We start from the raw sequence: 21,963 nt of genomic DNA on the forward strand, positions 1-21,963 counted from the left end.
TCACACCTCCCGCACGGCGAGATAGCGCGCAATCGTGTCGTAGCGCATGACTGGGCCGTCCTTGCAGACGAACGTGGGGCCGAACTGGCAGTGGCCGCACAGGCCGACCGCGCATTTCATGTTGCGCTCCATCGAAAGATAGATGCCCGTGTCCGGCACGCCGCGCTCGCGCAGCGCGTTCGCGGTGAAGCGCATCATCACCTCGGGACCGCATACCAGCGCCGTGGTGTCGCGCGGATCGAACGCGGCGCGCGCGATGAGCGCCGGCATCACGCCGACGTGGCCGAACCACTGCGCATCCGCGTGATCGACGATCACTTCCACGCTGATGTCGAAGCGCTGCCGCCACCGCTCCAGCTCGCGGCGATACAGCATGCCCGCGGGATTGCGGCAGCCGAACAGAATCGTGACGCGCCCATAGCGGCTGCGATTCGCGAGGATGTCGTAGATGGCGGGACGCAGCGGTGCAAGCCCCAGGCCGCCCGCTGCAATGACCACGTCTGTTCCCGCGGCTGCCTGCATCGGCCAGCCCGCACCGAAAGGGCCGCGCACACCGAGCGTCGCGCCGGCTGCGAGTTGTGCGAGCGCATGGCTCACGGCGCCTACGTCGCGAATGGTGTGCACGAACGCGCCTTGTGCCGCCGGGTCGCCGCTCATGCTGATGGCCGCTTCGCCCACGCCGAACGCGTAGAGCATGTTGAACTGGCCTGGCGCGAACGCGGGCCGCGCGCCCGCGAGCGGCTCGAGTTCGAGCGTCACGACGTCAGGCAGTTCTTTGTGCCGCGCCGCCACGCGATACGCCTGCGGCACGAATGGATCGAATGCATCGCACGTACTGGGCGCAAGCGTGGCCGACGTCAGGCGAGCGTCATCGTTTTCCATAGACGTCGAGAATCTGCAGGCGGGTGGCGTGAAGCCGTTTCGTGAGAATCGGCAGGAAGCGCTTCATCATCTCGTAGCCGAGGTCGTGATCGGCCTCGCACTTGCCGCGCAGACAGGCGGCGTTGATGCCCACCGCGCGCGTGAGCGCCATGGCGCGTGCGTCGAACATCCAGCGGTACGGCGGCACGAGCCACGAGGCACCGATAATCTCGCCCTCGCCCAGCGTCTCGAACACCACCGGAGCCTGCCCCGGCGCCGATATTTCGAGCGCGGCGCGGCCGTGGCGAATCAGATAGAACTCGTCGGCGCTATCGCCTTCGTGAAAGAGGTAGTCGCCCGTGTCGAAGCGGCAATTGCGCGCGCAGCCCGCCACCAGTTGCAGATGCGCGGGCGCAAAGCCGGCGAAAAACGCATGCTCGCCGAGAATCTGCTCAAGGCCTTCCATTGCCGTCTCCATTGGCCTGGCCTGCGGTGCTCGTGGCGCCCGGTGTGGCCTGAATGGCCGCCACTTCCTCCGTGATGTCGATGCCCACCGGGCACCACGTAATGCAGCGCCCGCAGCCGACACAGCCGGAGGTGCCGAACTGGTCGATCCAGCCCGCCAGCTTGTGCGTGAGCCACTGGCGGTAGCGCGCCTCGCCGGACTGCCGCACGCTGCCGCCATGCAGCCACGAGAAATCCAGCGTGAAGCACGAATCCCATTTGCGTACGCGCTCGGCTGTGGTGCCCGCCAGGTCGGTGTGGTCCTCCACCGTCGTGCAGAAACACGTGGGGCACACCATCGTGCAGTTGCCGCAACTGAGGCACCGGTCGCCCACTTCGGCCCAGCGCGGATGACGCAGGTTCTCTTGCAGAAGCGGCTTGAGATTGTCCGTCCGCATGGTGCGGCCCATTTGCCGCGCCGTGCGCGCGACCACGGCATGGGCCGCGTCGAGTTCCGCAGACGTTGCCTCGCGGTGCGGAAGTTGCGCAAGCAGGTCGGCGCCTGCCGCACTGCCGGTCTCGACGACGAAGCGACCGCTCGTGCCGTCCACGGCGGCAGGCAGTTCGGTGAGCGCGAGGTCGAAGCCCTCCGTCGCCTTCGGTCCGGTTTGCATCGACGCGCAAAAGCACGTCCCGCCCGCCTGCGAACAGTTCACGGCCACGATGAAGGCATCGCGCCGCCGCAACGCGTAGCCGCGATCCACCCATGAGCCTTCCAGGAAGACGCGGTCCTGTATCGCGATGGCATGCAGTTCGCAGGCGCGCACGCCGATGAAGGCGAATTTCTGCGGCGCGCGTCCGTTAGACCCGTCGGACCCTTCGAACGCGTTGGCCTCGCCCGGCTCGACAAACGCGAGACCCGTGCTGTCTTTGCGCACGGTGAAGAGCCGCTCGACGGGCGGATGCAGAAACTGTTTCCATGAATGCGGACCCACCGCGAAGCCGAAGAGCGCCTGGTCGGTGCGGCGCTCCAGCTCGTAGCGTCCAGGCGCCTGGTAGTCGGTCCAGCCTGCGGGCAGGTCGTCGGCGCTGGCAATGTCGTCGTAGACGATGGCGTCGTCGCGCACGGTGGGTCCGATTACGCGGTACGCGCGTGCGGCGAGGGCCTGGATGAGCGCCGTCAGGCCCTTCGCGTCGAGCATGGCAGGCGGGCGATGTGCGAACGATGACGAGGTCATGCGGAAGCACCTGTGAAGGGAGTGGACGTGCGCCTTCGAACGAGTACGGCCCCCGTCGAAAGGAGCCGGCTCGGTTCAGTATAGGCGGCGCGCCTGGGTCCTGTGGACCAACATGATGCTTCGCGTTCGGGCCGCGCAAGCTGGGCCGCCAGGGCAGCCCGTTAGCCCTGGCGGCCCCGGCATACAGGCACTTTCATGCAGCCGCTTTCACGCAGCCTCCGCATGCTCCAGTTCCGCGTGTTCGGCCTCCGGGGTTTCACGCTGCGGCTCACGCGAACCGTCCAGCAGCGCATCGATCTCCTCGCCCGTGAGCGTTTCGCGGGCCAGTAGCGCCTCAGCAATGCGTTCCAGCACCGCGCGCTCGGCCACGAGAATGCGCCGTGCTTCGGCTTCGGCCTCGCCCGTGATGCGCCGCACCTCGCTGTCGATAGTCGCCGCCATGGCCGCCGACATCGCGACCGGCATGCCATGCGGGTCCACACCGCTTTCGCAGCAGACCACGCCCACGGTGTCGCTGAAACCGAACTCCGTCACCATGCGGCGCGCAAGCTGCGTGGCCTGGCGAATGTCGTCGCTTGCGCCGGTCGTGACTTCCTCGCGGCCATACACGAGCTCTTCGGCCACGCGCCCGCCGAACATCATCGCGAGGCGCCCTTCCAGCTGGCGCTTCGAGAACGAATGCTGGTCGCGCTCGGGCAACGAAAGCGTGACGCCGAACGCGCGGCCGCGCGGCACGATGGTGACCTTGTGCAGCGGGTCCTGATACGGCGAGCGCAGCGCGACGAGCGCATGCCCGGCTTCGTGATACGCGGTCATTTCGCGTTCGCGCGCCGTGACTGCGAGCGAGCGGCGTTCGGGACCGAGCAGCACCTTGTCGCGCGCTTCGTCGAAATCGGCCATGGAAACGCGCGCGTGACCGCGGCGCACCGCAATGAGCGCAGCTTCGTTCACGAGGTTCGCGAGGTCCGCGCCCGCGAAGCCCGGCGTGCCGCGCGCGATGACGGCCGAATCCACGTCCGTCGCAACGGGCACCGGCCGCATGTGCACTTCGAGAATCTTCTGGCGTCCCGCCGTGTCCGGCGCCGGCACCATCACCTGACGGTCGAAACGGCCCGGGCGCAGCAGCGCTGCATCGAGCACGTCGGGCCGGTTCGTCGCCGCGAGCACGATCACGCTTTCGCTGCCGGAAAAGCCGTCCATTTCCACGAGCAACTGGTTAACGGTCTGCTCGCGCTCGTCGTTGCCGCCCGCGCCGCTGCTGCGGTGCCGGCCCACGGCGTCGATCTCGTCGATGAACACGATGCACGGCGCATGCTGGCGTGCCTCGCGAAAGAGGTCGCGCACGCGCGCGGCGCCCACGCCCACGAACATCTCGACGAATTCGGCGCCCGAAATGGAAAAGAACGGCACGCCCGCTTCGCCCGCCACGGCGCGCGCCAGCAGCGTCTTGCCGGTGCCGGGCGGCCCGATCAGCAGCACGCCCTTCGGCACGCGGCCGCCCAGGCGCAGGAACGCGGAGGGCTCGCGCAGATAGCGCACGATCTCGTCCAGCTCGACCGCCGCTTCTTCTATGCCGGCAACGTCTGCGAACGTGGTGCGGTGCGCATCCGGCGAAATCAGGCGGGCGCGCGAACGACCGAAGCTCGCGGCCTTGTTGCTGCCGCTGCCCTGGGTTCCTTGCCGCGAGGTAAAGAGGATCGCGCCCACCATCAGCACGCCGATCAACAGCGTCTGGAAGAGCGGACTGTCGAGAAACCCCATGCCGTTGTTCGCCGCTGCCTCGATGCGGACCTGATGGCTCAACAAGCGGTCGATCAGCGCGGGATCGGCCGGCGCGACGGTGCGAAACGAGCCGCCGTTGCCGAGCTTGCCGCTCAGCGTCGACCCTTCGATACGCACGCTGCGAATACCGCCCTTCTCCACCAGCACGACGAATTCGGAGTACGCGAGCGTGCGGACCTTCGCGGAATCGCCGGTTGCGCCAACGGCGGGTTCGTCCGCGCCGTTCTGGTAGGCCGTCGTCAGGTCGGCCAGGCTAGCCGCGCTGGCCCCGCTCACGGGAATGGGCTGCGCAAGGACGGGCGCCCCGTACGCCCATGCCGCGAACGCCGCCGCGGCCAATCCTGCCCGTAATGTGTGATTGCGCATGGCTACCGCCTCCTCGTGATGCGAGCGATGCGGTCTGCGGGACGGCAGCACGCCGCGCCCATCGTTTTCGCATCTGAACAGACTCAAGCCTCGCGCGAGCGTGTTCCGTCCCCGTTGACGTGGATCAAGCAGGCCCAGCACGCTGTGGACGCCGTGCAACATGGCGGCCCGCCGCCCTTTGCCTCACAATCACGGGCGTGCCGCCGCAGCCGGCTTTCATCGGGCTGTCGGCGTGCGGCATTACTGTCCAGCGGTTCCCTTCCCGTTCTCGTCGTGCTGTGCATCATGTCTCTTGATTTCGTGCGTTCCCCGCTGTCCCGCTGCATGGCCCGACGTTCGATGGCGCGCTTGCCCGCCGCCGCTTTCGCCTTCTGGCTCGCGCTCACGCTTGCCGGTTGCGCGGCGCCGCCTGCCCGGCCAGCCGTTGAGGCCGCGCCAGCGCATGACGTGGTCGGCCTCTTCCCGATGGACGCGTACGACCAGAACGTGGACCACTGGATCGACCCGCACGACGCGGCTTACGACCGTCCCTTTCTCTCCGCCGCGCAGCAACGTGCGCATGAAGAGGCGCTTTACGCGCGCTATTTCGGCACAGGCTCGGGTGCCAGCTCGGGTGCTAGCTCAGGCAACAGCACGGGCGGCGGTGCCGCCAACGCCACTGCGCCCTCGCCGTGGAACCCTGCGTATATCGAACAGGTCGTCTATCGCGACGGCGGCGACGCCATTGCCGCATTGCAGCGCCGGCGCCTCAGCTGGTTCGACAACCGCGAGCGCACGGGCCGCCATATCGGCTACGGCCAGAACTTCCGGCCGCATACGGGTGCATGGATCGATGCCATCGCGAAGAACATGAACGTGGCGCAGTTCGAGGGCGCGCCGCATTACGCCGGCTCGCAACGCGCGATCGCGACGGGCAATCTGCTGGTGCGCGAACTGCCTACCATGGATCCGTCGTTCTACGACTGGCACATCGCAGGCGAAGGCTATCCCTTCGACAACTTGCAGATCTCGGCGGTGCGTCCGGGCACGCCGCTCTATGTGCTCGGCAGCAGCGCCGACGGCGCATGGCGTTACGTGCAGACACCCGACCTGCAAGGCTGGGTGCAAAGCGATCACGTGGGTACGGTGGACGACGCCTTCGTGCTGGCCTGGCGCGCCGCTGCGGGCAAGATGTGGGGCGCGGTGATCGCGGCATCCGCGCCCGTGAGCGACAGCCAGGGCACGTTCCGCTTCAATGCGCCTGCGGGCAGCCTGCTGCCGCTGCAAGCCGCTGCTTCGAGTTCAGCTGCGGGTTCAGCTTCGGCCAGCACGTGGAACGTGCTCGTGCCCGCACGCGACATCGACGGCCGCGCCGTGATTCGCACGGCCACGCTCGACGCATCGCAGATCGCGCCCATGCCGCTCGCCGCGACGCCGCGCAATCTCGCGATGCTGCTCAAGAACCTGATAGGCCGCCCGTATGGCTGGGGCAATACGGGGTTCTATAACGACTGTTCTTCTGAACTCCAAAGCATCTTCGCCGCGTTCGGCGTGTGGCTGCCGCGCCATTCGTCCACGCAGATGAGCGCCGGCCGCATGACCGACCTTTCCGATGCCTCGCCCACAGAACGCCTCGATTACCTCGCGCATCACGGCGTGCCGATGCGCACGCTCATCTACATCGGCGGCCATGTGATGCTGTACCTCGGCAACACCACGCGCGACGGGAAAGTGGTGCCTGTGGTGTATCAGGACGTGTGGGGCCTGCGTCCCGCCGATAACAGCCGGCGCGCGGTGATTGGCGGCTCCGTGATCCTGCCGCTGCTCGCGCGCATTCCCGAAGACCCGTCGCTCGAATCGCTGGCGGGCACGCCTACGTTTCAGATTTCTGTGATCGGCGGGCCCGATGAAGGCGGGCCGTCGCAAGGCGATGAGGACAATCCTGCGAGTTGAGCCTTCGTTGAACCTTCGTTGAACCTTCGTTGAACGTCAGGGATGCCATGCGCCTCGCAAGCGCCCTATGATCGGCTCGTCTGCCGATAGCCGCTTCGCCGTCAGGCGCACGAAAGCCAATCCGCCACGCGGCGCATTCGCCCCCGCTTACCAGCCCTTACCTTTCCTCCCCGCGCAATGCCTTGTGCTTGCCGACGCACGCCCTGGAAGCGCGATGCGTGATGCCGGCTGGCGTCACGCTGCTTCCCTGCTGGACTCTCTCCACTGCATGCCGGGCCATGCGACACCGCCCTCTGCCGATCCTGTGCCGACCGCGCCGCGTTATTAACCGATTAACGCTGCGTAACGCAACGGCAACCGATCACAACAACAACTTCACTATGCTGCGCCTCATTCGACGGTGAACTGCCGCCGACTACCTGTCCCCGTCCAGGAACATCTGCCATGTACCACCTGATGACAATGGAACCCGTGCACGAAGCCGGCACGGTTGCGGTGCGCTTCACGATAGAAGGCCGGTCTTCCGTATTGGGCGCCGCCGACGTGGACACGCTCATCGAAAAGCTCGTCGAACTGCGGGCCGGCATGTCGCCCGCTCATTCCATGGCGCCCGTGCCCTCGCACAACTATCCGCTCGAAGTGGACCCCAGCTGGCACGTGGACCGCACACCGCTTTTCGATGGCCCCGTGCTCATGTTGCGCCACGCCGGCATGGGCTGGACGGCGTATGCACTGCCTGCGCGGAGCCTTTGCCAGCTCGTCGACGCGCTCGAAATGCAACCCGCTCCAGCCGCATTCGCAGCCCACCCCGTGATGAATTAGTGCTGTTGCGTTGGAGCGCTACAGGTCGTTCACGCGTGGCGATGACGAGCGATGAGCGCGTAGAAAAGTCCGCCGCGCTGCTTCTGTCCGCTACCGCCCGCTGCCACCCGCTACCGACGCCCGGCGGACGGCCGGTGATGTGCCTTGTTGCGTCGCTGGAGTTGACCATGGTGCGAAGTGTCATTCCCGGTGTACTGACAGTGTGGCTGCTCAACACGAAAGACGCCCTGCATAGGGATGCGTTCAACCGCGAGAACGAAACCCGCTGGCACGCCGCAACCTTTCACATGCGCCATTCGATTCCCGCTGAACGCTATGCGCCGCGCCCGCACTGCGTTCCTCCCGCCTCTCAGGCGTATTCGTTCGTGCGGCAAACGGTCGGGTATTACCCGAACCTTCTGCCGCCTTCTTATCGGTCAACATGAAGTCCAGATTCTTAGCCAGGTTCATGACGCCACGCGTCGACATCGCGATTGCGGGCGCCATCGGTGCCCTCACAGCGCCCGCAGCGCATGCCACCACGCCGTTCGTCGTTCAGGACATCCGCCTTGAAGGACTGCAGCGCGCCGAGCCCGGCACGGTGTTTTCCTATCTGCCCATCAAACAGGGCGATACGTTCACCGACGACAAGGCATCCGAAGCAATTCGCGCGCTGTACGACACCGGCTTTTTCAACGACGTGAAGATCGCCACCGAAGGCAATGTCGTGATCGTGCGCGTGGTGGAACGCGCGGCCATCGGCACGATCGACTTTTCCGGGCTGCACGAGTTCGACAAGGACAACCTCACGAAAGCGCTGCGCACGGTGGGGCTTTCGCAGGGCCGCAACTACGACCGCGCGCTCGTGGACCGCGCCGAACAGGAACTGAAGCGCCAGTACCTCACGCGCGGCTTCTACGCGGCAGAGGTCACCACCACGGTCACGCCGATCGACCGCAACCGCGTCGCCATTCTCTTTGCCGTGATCGAAGGGCCGAGCGCAAAGATCCGCCAGGTGAACTTCATCGGCAACAAGGTCTTCGACGACAGCGTGCTGCGCGACCAGATGCAGGAGTCCACGCCGAACTGGTTCTCCTGGTACACGAAAGACGACCTCTATTCGAAGGAAAAGCTCACGGGCGATCTGGAAAACGTGCGCTCGTACTACCTGAACCGCGGCTATCTGGAGTTCAACATCGAATCCACGCAGGTCTCCCTTTCGCCGGACAAGAAGGACATGTACCTCACCGTCACGGTGCACGAGGGCGAGCCGTACACGGTCTCTGGCGTCAAGCTCACGGGTAACCTGCTGGGCCGCGAAGCGGAGTTCGACAAGCTCGTCGCCATCAAACCGGGCGAGCGGTTCTCGTCGGAAAAACTGCAGGCCGCAACGAAAGCTCTCGTCGACAAGCTGGGCGAGTACGGCTACGCGTTCGCCACCGTCAACGCGGTGCCGCAGATTGACCAGGAACACCACAAGGTTGCCCTCGCACTCCAGGTGGACCCGGGGCGCCGCGTGTACGTGCGGCGCGTGAATATCGAAGGCAATACGCGCACGCGCGACGAAGTGATTCGCCGCGAAATGCGGCAGTTCGAAAGCTCGTGGTTCGACTCGTCGCGCCTGACGCTTTCGAAGGACCGTCTCAATCGACTCGGCTACTTCACCGACGTCGACGTGACGACCGTACCCGTGGAAGGATCGAGCGATCAGGTGGACGTGGACGTGAAGGTGACGGAAAAACCCACGGGCACCATTTCGCTGGGCCTCGGTTACGGCTCGGGCGAAGGGCCCATCATTTCCGCGGGCGTGACGCAGGACAACGTGTTCGGCTCCGGCAACACGCTCTCGGTGAACGTCAACACGGCCACGTCGTACCGAACACTGACCGTCACGCAGGTCGACCCGTACTTCACCGTGGACGGCATCAAGCGCATCACAGACGTCTATTACCGCACGACGGAGCCGCTCTACTACTCGAGCAGTTCGAGCTTCCGCATCATCGCGGCCGGCGCCGATCTCAAGTTCGGCATTCCGTTCTCGGAATCGGACATGATCTACTTCGGCCTCGGCTTCGAGCAGGACCGGCTTGATACGGACTCGGCCACGCCGCAAACCTATATCGATTACGTGAAGGACTTCGGCCGCGTTTCCAACAACATCCCGCTCACGGTCGGCTGGTCGCGCGACGCGCGCGACAGCGCACTCGTACCCAGCCGCGGCTACTACGCGCAGGCCAACGCGGAGTACGGCACACCCGCCGGCACCACGCCGTACTACAAGGCCGACGTGCAGGGCCAGTATTACTACTCGTTCGCGCGCGGCTTCGTGCTGGGTTTCAATTTCCAGGGCGGCTACGGCAATGGTCTGAACGGCAAGGCGTACCCCATCTTCAAGAACTACTACGCGGGCGGCATCGGGTCGGTGCGCGGCTACGAGACCAGTTCGCTCGGCCCGCGCGACACGAGCACGGGCGACCCGATTGGCGGCTCGAAGATGATCGTGGGCAACATCGAAGTTACGTTCCCACTGCCAGGCACGGGCTACGACCGCACGCTGCGCGTGTTCACGTTCCTCGACGGCGGCAACGTGTGGGGCTCCGAAGGCAGCAGCACAGGGGCGAACGGACTGCGCTACAGCTACGGCATAGGCCTCGAATGGATCTCGCCCATCGGTCCGCTGAAACTCGACTTCGGTCTGCCCGTGGTGCGGCATGCGGGCGACCAGTACCAGAAGTTCCAGTTCCAGATTGGCACGTCGTTCTGACGCGTCAGGACCTCATTCATCCGCCACTGCCCCGCCCATTGATTTGCAATCCGCATCGTTACACCGCCGCAGGATCCACGTCAGAATCTGGACGCTTCGGCTTCCTCTGGATTTGCTGCTCGCCGCGCCCGCGTTCATGGCGTACCTGCCAGGCTCGGCGTGTGCGCAACTCGCGGCGCAAGCCGCTCTGCCCTACCGCATCGACAGCCCGTGGGGCCTGCAGCTTGCGCCTGAACTCGTAGAGCATCCGCTCGCACCCGGCGAACAGGCTGCAACATTCACCGACGGCAGCAGCGCCACAGGCACCAGCAACACCGACCTTGCGCTCAAAGGCAACGCGGACTTGCGCAGCGGCACGTCCGTGGTCAAGGCCGACGCGCTCCACTACGACGTGGACACCGACATGGCCGATGCCTACGGCCACGTACAGATCACGCATGACGGCGACGTGTTCAGCGGGCCGGATGCCCATCTTCACGTAAGCGAGACGGCGGGCACGATGAGCACGCCCGCCTACCATTTCACGCTGACGAACGGTTCGGGCCGCGCTTCACGAATCGACCTGATCGACGCGCAACGCGAGACCGCCTACGACGCGACGTACACCACCTGCAATTGCGTCGAAAGTCCCGCGTGGCATCTGCGCGCTTCGCGCCTCGATCTGGACCAGGGCGAGAACGAGGGCGTGGCGTACAACGGCGTGCTGTTTTTCGGCAGCGCCCCGCTTTTCGCGTTTCCGTGGCTCGCGTTTCCGCTCAACGGCGAACGCGCCACAGGGCTCCTGCCGCCCACGTTCTCGCTCAGTTCGTCGAGCGGCTACGACTTCCAGTTGCCCGTCTATTTCAATCTGGCGCCCAATTACGACCTGACGCTCACGCCGCGCGTCATGACTAAACGCGGCGCCCTGCTGACGGCCGACTATCGCTATCTGACAGCGAATTCTTCCGGCGCGCTCTCCATCACCTACCTGCCCTACGATGCGATCACGAAGACGAACCGCTATTCGTTTTCGTTCAAGCATCAGCAGACGCTGGGCGACGGGCTTGCCGCGTATGTGAACTACGACCGCGTGTCCGATGCCGCGGTGCCGACGGACCTCGGTCAAAACGCCTTTGTGCTGGGCTCGCAGACGGTGTTTCAGGAGGAGGCCGGCGTGACGTACAACCACGGTCCGTGGTCTGTGCTCGCACGCGTGCAGGACTGGCAGTCGTTCACGACTTCGCCACCGTACAACCGCGAGCCCGAAATAGACGCGAAGTACACGCGCTACAACGTAGAGGGGTTCGACTTCGGCGCGGATGCGAACGCTACGCGCTTTTCGATTCCCGTCGGACATTCCACGCAGGGCGCGCGCTTCACGTTCGACCCCTACGTGAGTTACGCAATCGTGCATCCGGGCTGGTACGTCACGCCCAAGGTGCAATGGCACTTCGCGTCATACGATCTCAGCAGTATCGGCAGCAATGCCCCTGCAGGCCAGCCGAAGACGTTCAGCTTCAACGTTCCCACACTGAGCTTCGATTCGGGCGCAACGTTCGAGCGCAACATTCGCCTCTTCGGGGTCGACATGATCCAGACGCTCGAACCGCGTCTCTACTACGTCTACACGCCTTACCGGAACCAGACGTTCGCGCCCATCTTCGACACGGCGCCGCTCGACTTCGGGCTGGCGGAGATTTTCACGAGCAACCGCTTCGTGGGCGGCGACCGCGTGTCCGACATGAACCGCGTGACGGCAGGCATCACGACTCGCTTTCTCGACGCCGCAACCGGCGCGGAACGCGCGCGCTTCGTGCTCGCCCAGGAATACTATTTCCGCACCACGCAGGTCACGATGTCCGGCGACATTCCGCCTTCGGCCGGTCCCTCCAACGTCATTGCGGGCGCCTCGTTCAACCTGGGCGACAACATGAGCGTGGAACAGGCCGTGGAATACGACCAGTCGAACAACGCGTTCGCACAGGCTACGTCGGGCGTGAGCTGGAAGCCGGCCGACGGCAAGGTGCTCAACGCGGCCTACCTCTATGCGAAAGCGAACGCGACGCTTGGCGACGCAGCGGTGAACCAGATTCTGCTCTCGAGCCAATGGCCGCTCTCGCGCCGCGTTTCGGCGGTAGGCATGATCGATTACGACATGGGCGTTCACCGTACCGTGGCCGGACTGCTCGGCATGCAATACCAGGCCGACTGCTGGGCCGTGAGCCTCGCCTTCGAGAAGTACACCAACACGAGCAGCACCAACACGCCGACGAGCGGCACACGCCTGCTGATGCAGCTGCAACTGAACGGCGTGAGCCGCATCGACAACGGACTGCTCCAGCAGTTTCGCGCGAGCGTTGCCGGTTATAGCGCGCCTGCCGTGCCGGATGCCGAATCGCGATTCACGAACTATCCGTGACGAGACGGACGGCGACGTCGCTCATTCGAATGTCGCGGCATTGGCACAGAGGCTTACCGCATGAAGAGCCTCAGCACGATGCCGAACAGCCCGAATCCGACGACAAGCGAAGCGACGAGGCCGACCAGGACGAGCGCCAGCACGACCGCGCCCTTGATGGAGCCCGCCTGCCGGCGCCAGCCGTGGCGCGATTGCGGGCGCCTTGCGGCGCGAAGGGGCACGATGTGAGGCATCAGAGGTCCCTGAGGGGATTGAACACGCAAGTGCATGATGGGAGCACGGCGAATGCCCGTTCCCATACCGACGTATACCCTGGTGCGCCGTTTAAGTTTCGTTTAAGTGGGTGGCCCTACATTCGACGGGCATTGCGTTGCCCCGCCTTGCACGGCGGTCTGTTCCGCAACGCCCCTCCTCCCCTGTGGAGACCAGAGCAGCAACGGCCGTTCGGCCCCCCGGTCCGCCAGGACCAGGGCCGATGTTAGGGACCCGGATTTTCGGGTCCTTTTTTTTGCGGTCTTTCGTGAATTTCCGGCGAGCGTCGAGAAACAGGGCGTCGTCAGGCTTGTGCGGACGTGAGTGCCGCGCGGCGGGAAGCGGTGCTTCTGGAAGGCCTTGCCCATCCGCATGCACCTTCTCAGCGACGCTGCCATACTGGCCATCGCCGCTCGCAGGCACGGCGACTCTCGTCGCCCCTCTTGCGTTCATCTCCTCACACCACCAAAAAACCACGCACCCCATGAAGACATCGCGCCGTCACTTTCTGCATCACGTCATGGTCGTGGGCGCCGGCATGGCGCCGGCGCTCATCCTCAGCCGCACCGCACGGGCCGCCGACGAAAAGGTGAGCGAAAGCGACCCCACAGCGAAATCGCTGGGCTATGTGGAAGACGCCACACGCGTCGACAAGGCACGCTTTCCCGCCTACGCGGCCGGACAACGCTGCGGCACCTGCTCGCTGTTCCAGGGCAAAAGCGGCGATGCGTGGGGCGGCTGCGTGCTGTTCGGCGCGAAGCTCGTGGCCTCCGGTGGATGGTGCAGTTCATATACGAACTCGTAGCAGACGCGGGACGCGCCCGGTTTTTTCGCACGGTCGGTCGAACAGCGCGATGAGGTGTAGCCAACCATTTGCCAACATTTTTCTTTCTAATGTCTTTCGTTTTTATTTTTGTTCGGCTCTAATGGCGCCTCCACACCTTGCCAGGAGACTTCCATGAGCGACTTCATGCGCGGCGCTTTCACGCTGGGCGGTTGCATCAGCGCCTACACCTTCGTGGTCAGCGCCATCGAGTATCTGGCGGGCTAGGGCCAGGGTTGACGGCCGCGAGACGCGACCGTCGGCCATTGCCGTCCTGGCTGCCCGGAACGAACCCTCAAGCAAAACATTCGGCCTCGTAAAGCAAGCGGCCGGCCGCGTCCTTCGGCGACAGGACGGGTTCTGCGCCATTGGGCCAGTCGATGCCCACTTCCGGGTCGGACCACAGCAGGCTGCGCTCGTACTCGGGGAACCAGAAGTCCGTGGTTTTGTAGAGCAATTCGGCGGAAGGCGAAAGCACGATGAAGCCATGCGCGAATCCCGGCGGCACCCATAGCTGCCGATAGTTCTTCGCGCTCAGCCGCGTGCCCACCCACTTGCCGAAGCTCGGCGAACTCAGCCGCAAATCCACCGCGACGTCGAACACCTCGCCGGTCATTACGCGCACGAGCTTGCCCTGCGGCCGTTGGATCTGATAGTGCAGTCCGCGCAGCACGCCGCGTGTGGAACGCGAATGGTTGTCCTGCACGAACACGTGTCCTCTCGCCACGTTCTCTTCGAATTCCCGCGCGTTGAAGCTTTCGAAGAAGTGCCCGCGACTGTCGCTGAACACCGTCGGCTCGATTATTTTGACCTCCGCAATTGCTGTCTCCTTCACCTCAATAGCCATCTCGGCCTGCTCCGTATAGACGAGTTTCAAATCCTCCCGCGCGCGGCGCGGTCGCGGCGGGCATGCACGCTCGCTTCGCGCTCCAGCACATCGAGCAGTTCACGCGCAGCGGCATCCCACCGGAAACGCTTCGCGTGCTCGCGCCCGCGCGCACGCCACGTTTCGCGCAGCGCCTTGTCGCTCATCATCCGCGCGATCTTTCGCGCAATGTCTTCCACCGAACGCGCATCGCAGTACATCGCGGCGTCACCGCAGACCTCGGGCAGCGACGCCTCGCGCGACGCGATCACCGGGCAGCCGCACGACATCGCTTCGAGCGGCGGCAGGCCGAACCCTTCATAGAGCGAGGGAAACACGAAACAGCCCGCGTGCTCGTACAACGCCTTCAATTCGTCATCCGAAACAAAGCCTGCCGCAATCACGTGGTCGGACGGCTGCAATCCCGCCTTCGCCTTGCCGTTGAAGACGCGCAGATCGCAACCGCCCGCCACCACGAACTGCCAGTCGTGATCGCGCTCACTCAATTGCTCGACAGCGGCCAGCACGCGCGCAAGGTTCTTCCCCACGGAGAGGCTGCCCACAATCAGCACGTAACCGTCTTCCTTCAGACCGAGCCGCGCAAGAATGCGTGCATCCGGAACGATACGGTCGAAGTGATCGACGCCGTTTCGCACCACCGAGATACGGCTCGCGTCGATACCGAGGCGCACCATGATGCGTTGCTTCGAAAATTCGGACACGGTGACGATGTGCTTCGCTGTGCGCTTCAGAACGGCATACGCCACGCGATACCAGAGCCGGTACTTCCACGAGTAGTTTTCGGGCAGATCGTAGACCGCGACGTCGTGCACCATGAGCACCTGCCGGCGCGCCAGCAGCGGGCCGATGTTGCAGAGGCTCAGCAGCGTGCGGCCGCCCGATGCAAACGGCAGCACCAGTTGCTCCCACAGTGCGCCCTTGAAAACGCGCTTCATCCAGCGGGCAGCGATGCCCTCCGGCGAAGTCACGGATGCGGCCGCGGGCCACGCCACGTCGTCACGCGCATCGGCCGGCACGAAGAGCGGCAGATCGGCACCATCCGGCACGGATCGCACGAGCGCGATTGCCATTTCATAGCCTACGCGCTGCACGCCCGTCATGCGCTGCGAGGCGAACTTTCCGTTTATCGCGAATGTTCCGCCAGCCAGCTCACGCACATGAGGTTTGTCGGCGGCGCTCGCGAGGGGGACTGGTGCGGTCGCGGTGGCGGCTTTGGCCGACATCGTGATCGGATTCATCAGGCACAGCTCCATAGCGTGGATTGCGGTCAAGCGTGGCGCGATGATGCGGCGCACGATTGCATTAGGCGATCACGCAAGGGGGCTGCTCAGTACGATTTCGCACTTAGCTCCAGGCAGATCGAAATTGTTCTCGTGCATCTGCCGGGCACCCCATGTGCTTTCAGTGCGGTGTGTGCCGGGCCTGCAACCGCCCACCGCTAAGTACGGTTCCGAACTGAGCGGCCTTCGGGCGTCGCATAACCTGGCACTTTCAACGGACGGCCGGTGCCGCTGGAGAGCCCGATGTACGCCCGCACCATCTCGATGCTGTTCTATATGTTCTTCACCTGCGTGATCTTCAATCCGCAGGTGAAAGGCGTGACGATCTATCTGTACGTCATGCTGCCGCTGCTCGACCCGGGCTTTGCCTCGTTCGCACTGGCCACCGTGCGCCGCTGGGCGTTGCCGCTCGCCATCGCCGTGGCGGCCTGCCTGATCAGCAGCCCGATGGCGGCTGCACGTGTCGTCTCCATTGCGATCTGCGTGGGTTATCTGATGTACACGTACGCGCGCAAGATCGACTACCTGCACCTCTGGATGGGCATTAACGTGCTGTTCGCCATCGTGCAGTTCATCACGTACTACGCCGACTACAGTCTTGCGGTGCAGCTTGGCCCCGATGAAGTGTCGAAGATGCTCTGGGGAGACTCGGCCACACAGACCAATACGAATTTCTACGAGATCCTCTATTTCGCGCGCGTCTGCGGCTTCTCCCGCGAGGCCGGCTTCTTCTCGTCGTTGCTGGCTGCGTCGTTCGTGCTGTATCTCATGCAGCGCGAGAAAACCAGCAAGTTCATGATGACGCTCTACTGGATCGGCCTCTTCATCAGCCTCTCCAAGGCGTCGGCCGTGCTGGGCATCTTCGCCGTGCTCTACTTTGCGCGCCGTTCGCTGCGTTCGATTCACCCGCTGGTGGCCATTGCGATCTTCACCGGCGTAATGGGAGCGATCGGCCTCTACATGAGAGCGCACGGCTTCTTCGGCGTGCCCACTTTCGCGCACCGCATGGGCGGATACCCGTTCCTGCTCGATGCGCGGTTCTCGGACCTCATCAAAGGTGTGTCCACGCAGCAGTTGCTCAACGACTACGGCTATCTGCCCTACGTACACATGAATCGCGAGGTGTACTACATCAACGAGGTGACGTTCGCGAGTATTCCGGGCCTCATCATCGACATGGGACTCATCCCCGCGCTGATCCTGCTCGGCGTGCTGGGCTTCACAGCGAGCGACGGTTTCGTGATGCTCATGACGCTGCTCATCACGGCCACGCTGGGCCCAACGATGGTGACATCGTTCGTGCCGCTGGCGTACCTGATCTGCTACTGGCCGCGCTTCTCCATCTGGCTTGCCGATGCGCGTGCCCGCATGCCCGTGCCGCAACGAATGCGCCTGCTGGGGCGCCTCAAGCCCGCCCCTGCTGCGCCGCCACCTTGGCACGCATTCCGCTAGCAGCGGCTTCGCCTCGACCATTGCAACCCGCACGGCTTTCCACCGTGCAGTCCGCACCATGCCGAAGAAAAAGTCTGCCTCGTGTATCCGCGTCTGTGTTCCGTTTGCCTTTGCGCTGCGCGCGTCCGTGTTGGCGCTCGCGCTTGCCGGCCTGCCTGGCGCGAACGCAGCCGAGCTTCGTGCGGCGAATCGTCCCGATGCATTGATCTCGGCGCCGGGCAAAACGGTAGCGCTGCAGTTCCAGGCGGGCGTGGTCGACTCGCCCGGTGCGACGCTGCGGCTCACGCTGTTCCCCTACGACGACGAGGGCAGACTATCCACCAGGCCTGCGGCTTCGTACCGCGCGATGGTTGGCGCAGCGGCACAAGGCAAGACGGTGCAGGTGAACATCACGCCACCGGGGCCCGGACTTTACCGTGTAGATGCCGAACTCGTTGCACAGGACGGCGATGCGTCGGGGCGCACATCGGTCAACATGGCTGTCGTCACGCCGCGCGACAGCGTAGGCCCCTCGGATTTCGGCGTGGTCACGCACTTCGTTCAGGGGCAAGGCTCGCCGCAGGTGGTGCTGCCGCTCGTCAAACAGGCGGGTTTCTCGTGGATTCGCGACGAACTTTACTGGCAGGAAATTGAAAAGACGCCGGGCCGCTTCACGTTCCCGGCCCGCTACGACGACTACGTGGCGCGGGCATCGCAGCTGGGGCTTTCCGTGCTCGGCGTGCTCGATTACGGCAATGCCGGCGTTTATCCCGACCTCTTCAACGGCTCCACGTTCCCCATGACGCCACAAGCGCGGGCTCTGTTCGTGCGTTACGTGGACGCCGTGGTGCGCCATTACGGCAAGACCATCACGCACTGGGAGATCTGGAACGAGCCGGATTTCAACCGCATCGGCTACGACCGCTACCTCGCGCTGCTCAAGGACGCGTATCACAAGATCAAGCAGATCAACCCCAACGCCACGGTCATTTCGTGCGGCGGCGGCGGTTCAGGCGGCGGTCCGGGCGCCGACTGCATGGTTGCGCTTATGAAACGCGGCGGGCTCAACGACCAGGACGGCTTCAGCGTGCATCCGTACATGACGCCGAACACGCCCGAGAAGGGCTATGCGGCGCAGGGCGCGCCTATCCCCTCAGTCAGCATTCCGTCCACGTGGCCGTACCTCAAACGGTTCGCCACGGACAACATCAAGGCCGACGGACGCCCGTTGCAAGTCTGGATAACCGAGCTAGGCTGGCCCGTGAATCCCAAGGTGCCCGGCCAGGACGAAACGAGCCAGGCCGCCAACATTACGCGCAGCTACCTGCTCTCGCGCCGCTACGATTCCGTGCGCGTGCTGTTCTGGTATGACTTCATCGACGACGGCACCGACCCGAACAACTTCGAGCACAACTTCGGACTACTGCATCACGACCTTTCGCCAAAGCCGGCGTTCGTCGCCACTTCTGTGCTGGCTACGACGCTCGGCAATCGTCGTTGGCAGTCAGCGCTTGTGGATACCGACGACGTGAAGGCCTATCGCTACGGCACGCAAGGCAGCGATTCGATCATTGCGGGCTGGACGGTGGGCACGGACGAACGCACCGTGTCGTTGAAGCTGCCGCCGGGCTCGTATGTGGAGCGCGACTGGCAAGGGGCGCAGCGAACGGTGACCGTATCCGACGAAGCCTTCACGTGGCACGTGGGACCGTTGCCGCGTTATCTGATTCCTGCCGCGCAGACGGCGTCGCAGTAAGCGACGCACCGTTGTTCAATACGCGCCATCCCGCCGCAATACCACGCCCACGGTCTTGAACAGAATCGCGATGTCGTACCAGAGCGACCAGTTGCGCACGTACCACGCATCGAGAAACACGCGGCGCGCGTAGTCCGTGTCGTTGCGTCCGCTCACTTGCCAGAGGCCCGTCATGCCCGGTTTCGCGAGCAGATAGTAGGCGGCCTCGTCGCCGTAGCGCGCAATTTCCTTCTCCACCACGGGGCGCGGGCCCACGAGACTCATGTCGCCGCGCAACACATTCCAGAGCTGGGGCAACTCGTCGAGACTCGTCTTGCGCAGCAGTGCACCAACCGGCGTGACGCGAACGTCGTTCTTGAGCTTGAAGTCCTTCTCCCACTCCGCGCGTGCAACGGGGTCGCGATCCAGCAGATCTTTCAGTACCTTGTCCGCATCGCGCACCATGGAGCGGAATTTGTAGCACTTGAAGCGGCGTCCGTTCTGGCCGATGCGCGTGTGCCCATAGAACGGCGATCCGCCGTCTTTCGCCACGAGCGCTGCAAGCAGCAGGAAGATGGGCAGCAGCATCAGCATGAGAAAGCCGCCCGCTAGCACGTCGAAGACGCGCTTGAGCACCTTCGCGGAGAAACGCTCCAGGTTGTTCTGCACGCGCAGCATCATCACTTCGTGGCCGAAGAAGTAGGAGATGTCGGTGTTGCAAAGCGGCACGCCGCGCATCGACGTCATGACGGTCACGTCGCGTACGCCGTTCTGCGTGAGGCCGCGCACCCACGCGTTGCGCAACGCTTCCTCTTCCTGCTCCAGTGCGATCACCACCTGCGTGCCGGGCAGCATGCGGAACGTGGCCGGCGTCATGCCGTGCAGCACAGGCGCATCGACTCGGGCCTTCGCGGTGGGGCGGCCGTCCGGTGCGATGTACGCCACCACGTCCGCGCCCAGAAAACGCTGGCTCGTGAGCGCCTGTTTCGCTTCGAGCGCGCTTTCGCCGCAACCCACAATGAGCGTGGAGCGCTTCCAGAGATTGGCCGCATCCAATGCGCGTTTCGTCAACGCCCTGAATGTCGGGACCAGCACGAACGCGCCGCTCCACGTCAATGCCCACCAGCCGCGCGAGAACATGCCTTTAGTCAGCGTAGTGAGCGCGAGGTGAATCACGGCGAGCACGAGCAGCGCCTGGAAGATCTCTTCGATCTCGCGCCAGAACGGACGACGGCACGTGTAATGACGCCACCGTAGCCAGAACCATGCGGTACCGGTTCCTACGAGAACCATGTAGATCAGCACGGGGTGCTTCGCCATGGAAGCCCAGACGCTCTGCTGCCCTTCGGTGGAAAACGAGCCGAGCACGTGCGTGGTAATGAGCAGTGCCACGGTGAAGCCCAACACGTCCGAAGCAGCGAGCGCCGCCTTGTTCGTCAAGGACGGGAACGGGCGCAGGAGCTGTCGGGGCGCTGAAGCATAGCCGACGCTGACGGTTGAGTTCACTTGAAATTCCCTCGCTTTACTTGCATGCAGTTCTGGTTCTCAGGGACAAGCGCGGAACACCCATGCTTCACGGCAACACGGCAACACACTCGAACGGTTGCGGTCGTCGCCGCGTTCAGGTGGGCTCCGCAAGCATCTGTGCATCGAGTACACCGAGCGAAGCCGGCCGGTGCAGCATGGATGGCGCGAGTGCCGCACGAATCCGCTCGCCTGCCGGCAGGTGGCTGCGCGACTCGCTCGCTTCCAGCACCGCTGCGAGCAGACCGCTTCGAAACGTTGCCTTCGAAAAACGCTCGGCGTTTGCGCGGCAATTCGCCGGTGTGAAACGCTCCTGGTTCGCCTCGAAGCGATCCACGGCGCGGCGAATCGAGTCCACGTTCTGTTCGTCGAAGAAAAGCCCTGTGGGATGCGCGTGCTTTTCGTCGATCACGGTTTCACGCGCACCGCCGCGGCCAAACGCGATGACCGGCGTACCGCATGCCTGAGCTTCGACCACGGAAATACCGAAGTCTTCTTCCGCGGCGAACACGAATGCGCTCGCGCGCTGCAGGTGGTCCTTGAGTACGTCGAAAGGCTGGTGTCCGAGAATTTCGATATTCGGTCCGGCCTTCGCCCGTACCTTCTCCATGTCGGGTCCATCGCCGATCACCACGAGCTTGCGCTCAGGCATGGCAGCGAAGGCCTCTACGATGAGGTCCATCTTCTTGTACGGCACCATCCGCGAAACGGTTACATAAAAGGGCTCTTTCCGTGCACGCGGCTCGAACGCCTCGATATCCACGGGCGGATTCACCACCACTGCGTCACGCCGGTACACGCGCTCCACACGCCGCGCAATGAAGCTCGAATTCACGACGAACAGATCGACACCGTTGGCCGTGCGCGTATCCCAGGTTCTGAGGTAATGCAGCACGATGCGTGCGAGCCATGAACGCAGGCCCTTCGTGAGCCGCGCCTCCTGCAAGTACTGATGCTGCAAATCCCACGCGTAACGGATAGGCGAATGCACATAGCTCACGTGCACCTGGTCTGGACCTACGAGCACGCCCTTCGCGACTGCATGCGAACTCGATATCACGAGGTCGTAGCCGGAAAGATCGAACTGCTCGATCGCCAGCGGAAAAAACGGCAGATAGCTGCGGTAATGACGCTTCGCAAATGGCAGCTTTTGCACGAACGACGTTGTCGCCTTTTTCCCATGCAGGCACGAACGGTCCGACATGAAATCCACGAGACTGAAAACGTCCGCATCGGGAAAGCACTCGATGATCTGCTCGAGCACCTTCTCCGATCCGCCATACGTGACCAGCCAGTCGTGAACAAGCGCGACCTTCATCGAATAAGCCTCCATGAAACGTGCGCCGCGCAACGGCGCACGCGCTTGATCTTCACTGCCGATGCTAGGGGCCGGCCCATTGCCCTTCGGTTCGGATTCGCACAGAAGCTCTCGCGGGCAAAAGAGGG

General features: G+C 64.1%; 16 protein-coding genes and 1 pseudogene. 8 read left to right on the top strand and 9 right to left on the bottom strand.

Features of this window, described 5'->3' with window-relative positions:
- From P2869_RS29830 to ftsH, 4 genes are all read right to left on the bottom strand, one after another.
- Positions 1–882 (bottom strand): FAD/NAD(P)-binding protein, encoded by an 882-nt coding sequence (locus tag P2869_RS29830; protein ID WP_017774731.1) that lies wholly within the window; start codon positions 880–882, stop codon positions 1–3.
- The gene (locus P2869_RS29835) at positions 869–1,327 is read right to left on the bottom strand and encodes a cyclic nucleotide-binding domain-containing protein (protein WP_277598861.1); all 459 of its coding nucleotides are present in this window, start codon (positions 1,325–1,327) and stop codon (positions 869–871) included. Before P2869_RS29835 ends, P2869_RS29830 begins: the two co-directional genes overlap by 14 nt.
- Positions 1,314–2,543: a 4Fe-4S dicluster domain-containing protein gene (locus tag P2869_RS29840; RefSeq protein WP_277598862.1), complete on the bottom strand. Its 1,230-nt coding sequence runs from the start codon at positions 2,541–2,543 to the stop codon at positions 1,314–1,316. The genes P2869_RS29835 and P2869_RS29840 overlap by 14 nt, the downstream gene beginning before the upstream one ends.
- Positions 2,544–2,750: 207 nt before the next feature.
- A complete protein-coding gene (gene ftsH, locus P2869_RS29845; RefSeq protein ID WP_277598863.1) occupies positions 2,751–4,691 on the bottom strand; it encodes an ATP-dependent zinc metalloprotease FtsH in 1,941 nt (646 codons plus the stop codon).
- 324 nt (positions 4,692–5,015) lie between these two features.
- Between ftsH and P2869_RS29850 the strand changes: the two genes are divergently transcribed.
- The 5 genes from P2869_RS29850 (at position 5,016) to P2869_RS29870 (ending at position 12,586) form a co-directional block, all read left to right on the top strand.
- On the top strand, positions 5,016–6,623 hold the full coding sequence (locus tag P2869_RS29850) for an SH3 domain-containing C40 family peptidase (RefSeq protein WP_277598864.1): 1,608 nt from the start codon (positions 5,016–5,018) through the stop codon (positions 6,621–6,623).
- 444 nt (positions 6,624–7,067) lie between these two features.
- Complete coding sequence (locus P2869_RS29855; protein ID WP_042300818.1) at positions 7,068–7,445, top strand: hypothetical protein; 378 nt, start codon at positions 7,068–7,070, stop codon at positions 7,443–7,445.
- A 41-nt stretch (positions 7,446–7,486) separates the two neighbouring features.
- Complete coding sequence (locus tag P2869_RS29860; protein WP_277598865.1) at positions 7,487–7,870, top strand: hypothetical protein; 384 nt, start codon at positions 7,487–7,489, stop codon at positions 7,868–7,870.
- A 23-nt stretch (positions 7,871–7,893) separates the two neighbouring features.
- Complete coding sequence (gene bamA / locus P2869_RS29865; RefSeq protein ID WP_277598866.1) at positions 7,894–10,188, top strand: outer membrane protein assembly factor BamA; 2,295 nt, start codon at positions 7,894–7,896, stop codon at positions 10,186–10,188.
- Between the two features lie 136 nt (positions 10,189–10,324).
- Positions 10,325–12,586 (top strand): LPS-assembly protein LptD, encoded by a 2,262-nt coding sequence (locus P2869_RS29870; protein ID WP_277598867.1) that lies wholly within the window; start codon positions 10,325–10,327, stop codon positions 12,584–12,586.
- Positions 12,587–12,639: 53 nt separating this feature from the next.
- Here P2869_RS29870 and P2869_RS29875 read toward each other — a convergent pair whose 3' ends face one another.
- On the bottom strand, positions 12,640–12,819 hold the full coding sequence (locus tag P2869_RS29875; RefSeq protein WP_126875386.1) for a hypothetical protein: 180 nt from the start codon (positions 12,817–12,819) through the stop codon (positions 12,640–12,642).
- Between the two features lie 503 nt (positions 12,820–13,322).
- Between P2869_RS29875 and P2869_RS29880 the strand changes: the two genes are divergently transcribed.
- Complete coding sequence (locus tag P2869_RS29880; RefSeq protein WP_126875387.1) at positions 13,323–13,643, top strand: high-potential iron-sulfur protein; 321 nt, start codon at positions 13,323–13,325, stop codon at positions 13,641–13,643.
- A gap of 313 nt (positions 13,644–13,956) precedes the next feature.
- Here P2869_RS29880 and rfbC read toward each other — a convergent pair whose 3' ends face one another.
- Positions 13,957–14,508: a dTDP-4-dehydrorhamnose 3,5-epimerase gene (rfbC, locus tag P2869_RS29885; RefSeq protein WP_026121417.1), complete on the bottom strand. Its 552-nt coding sequence runs from the start codon at positions 14,506–14,508 to the stop codon at positions 13,957–13,959.
- Positions 14,509–14,534: 26 nt separating this feature from the next.
- On the bottom strand, positions 14,535–15,785 hold the full coding sequence (locus P2869_RS29890; RefSeq protein ID WP_277598868.1) for a glycosyltransferase family 1 protein: 1,251 nt from the start codon (positions 15,783–15,785) through the stop codon (positions 14,535–14,537).
- Between the two features lie 285 nt (positions 15,786–16,070).
- On the opposite strand from P2869_RS29890, the gene P2869_RS29895 reads away from it, so the two are divergent.
- A complete protein-coding gene (locus P2869_RS29895) occupies positions 16,071–17,279 on the top strand; it encodes a hypothetical protein (RefSeq protein WP_277598869.1) in 1,209 nt (402 codons plus the stop codon).
- Between the two features lie 58 nt (positions 17,280–17,337).
- Positions 17,338–19,014 carry a cellulase family glycosylhydrolase gene (locus tag P2869_RS29900; RefSeq protein WP_277598870.1) on the top strand — a complete coding sequence of 559 codons (1,677 nt, stop codon included), beginning with the start codon at positions 17,338–17,340 and terminating at the stop codon, positions 19,012–19,014.
- A 15-nt stretch (positions 19,015–19,029) separates the two neighbouring features.
- Here the strand turns inward: P2869_RS29900 and wbaP are convergent, their stop codons facing one another.
- Complete coding sequence (gene wbaP, locus P2869_RS29905) at positions 19,030–20,433, bottom strand: undecaprenyl-phosphate galactose phosphotransferase WbaP (RefSeq protein ID WP_199540716.1); 1,404 nt, start codon at positions 20,431–20,433, stop codon at positions 19,030–19,032.
- A gap of 334 nt (positions 20,434–20,767) precedes the next feature.
- Positions 20,768–21,850 (bottom strand): annotated as a pseudogene (locus P2869_RS29910) (glycosyltransferase family 4 protein); the annotation flags it as partial.
- Between the last annotated feature and the right edge of the window lie 113 nt (positions 21,851–21,963).

The sequence above is a fragment of the Paraburkholderia sp. SUR17 genome (assembly GCF_029536165.1).
Lineage (GTDB): Bacteria > Pseudomonadota > Gammaproteobacteria > Burkholderiales > Burkholderiaceae > Paraburkholderia > Paraburkholderia kururiensis.